This window comes from Polynucleobacter sp. 39-46-10, assembly GCF_002282275.1.
Map to the genome: position 1 here is coordinate 1 of NZ_NCJB01000425.1, position 1,731 is coordinate 1,731.

Annotated in this window: 1 protein-coding gene; it reads left to right on the plus strand. The window is 47.7% G+C overall.

The genetic code is table 11. The features are described 5' to 3' along the window. The coding region (locus B7X71_RS16420) for an ATP-binding cassette domain-containing protein (RefSeq protein WP_293601520.1) at positions 1-1,731 on the plus strand (1,731 nt) is incomplete at both ends.

Sequence of the window (1,731 nt, forward strand, 5' to 3'; positions counted from 1 at the left end):
TCCTCTCTATTGAAGATCTTGGCTGGCATAGAAAAAATGGATGATGGTTTGCTGCAATATCAGCAAGGCCTCCGCATTGCCTATGTTCCTCAAGAACCAATATTTGAGGCTGAAGAAACTGTCTTTGATGCCGTATCCAAGGGTGTAGCTCAGGCCAAGGCGCTGCGCGAAGAGTATGAAGCCCTGAGCGTAGGAGAGTGGGACGATGCCGCTCACCATCGCCTTGATGAAGTGCAATCCCAATTAGAGGCCTTAAGCGGCTGGAACTGGGAGCAGCGCGTTCATGAAACATTGGATCGCCTGCATTTAGAGGCTGATGTCAAGATTAATACCTTATCGGGTGGAACGAAGAAGCGTGTTGCCTTAGCTCGCGCTCTTGTGGAGATGCCGGATGTATTGCTATTGGATGAGCCTACCAACCATCTTGATTTAGATTCGATTTCTTGGTTGGAGGATTTACTTAAAGAATACAAAGGCTCCGTAATTCTGATTACCCATGATCGCGCCTTCTTGGATAACGTTTGCACGCAAATTGTAGAGCTTGATCGTGGAATTTTGCGCACCTACCCAGGAAATTTCTCGGCGTACGAAGTATTGAAAGATCAGGAGATGAATTCCGAATCTTTGGCTAATGCACGCGCGGATAAATTACTCGCCCAAGAAGAAGTCTGGATTCGTAAAGGTGTAGAGGCGAGACGTACTCGTAGTGTTGCGCGAATTGCGCGCTTAGAAGCACTGCGAACTACTCGCTCACAAAGACGTGATGCGGTTGGGCAAGTCAAGCTTGCAGTTTCCGCAGGAGATAGAAGCGGTAAGATTGTTGCTGATCTGCAGAATGTTTCTAAGTCTTACGATCGCCCGATTGTGAAAGATTTCACAGCAACCATTTTGCGTGGCGATAAAGTTGGTCTGCTTGGTCCTAATGGTGCAGGCAAAACTACGCTTCTCAAATTAATACTGGGGACGATCGCACCAGATTCTGGAACGGCAACCATGGGCACTCGCATTGAGGTAGCCTACTTTGACCAGATGCGCGAAGGCTTAGATCTCAATGCTTCACTTGAGGACTACATCAGCCCAGGTAGTGAGTGGATTGAAATCAATGGCAATAAGAAGCACGTTAAGAGCTATCTAAGCGATTTCTTATTTGCACCAGAGCGTACTAATTCACCAGTCAGCACTTTGTCTGGTGGAGAGCGTAACCGTTTATTGTTGGCACGCTTATTTGCCCGCCCTGCAAACGTCTTGGTTTTGGATGAGCCAACCAATGACTTGGATATCGACACTCTGGATTTACTCGAGCAATTACTCCAAGACTACAAAGGTACGGTGTTCTTGGTCAGCCATGACCGCTACTTCTTGGATAACGTCGTGACCAGCATCATTGCTAACGAGGGTGATGGATTCTGGCGTGAGTATGAAGGTGGTTACGAAGACTGGAAGATCCAGAAAGCGCGCTCAGATAAGATCCGTGCGGCCAATGGCGGCGCTAAAGCTGTTGAAAGATCAGAGGTAAAGCCAGAGGTAAAAGTTGAATCAAAACCCGCCGCTGTAAAGGGTGGCGTGAGCAAGCTCAATGGGAAAGAACGGTTGGAGCTAGAGGCATTACCTTTACAGATTGAGACGCTTGAGACGGAGCAAGCAGATATTGGTATTGCGATGAGCAACCCCGATCTTTATAAAAACGAACCTGAATTGGCCGCGAGTATGCAAGCGCGTTTATCTGAAATT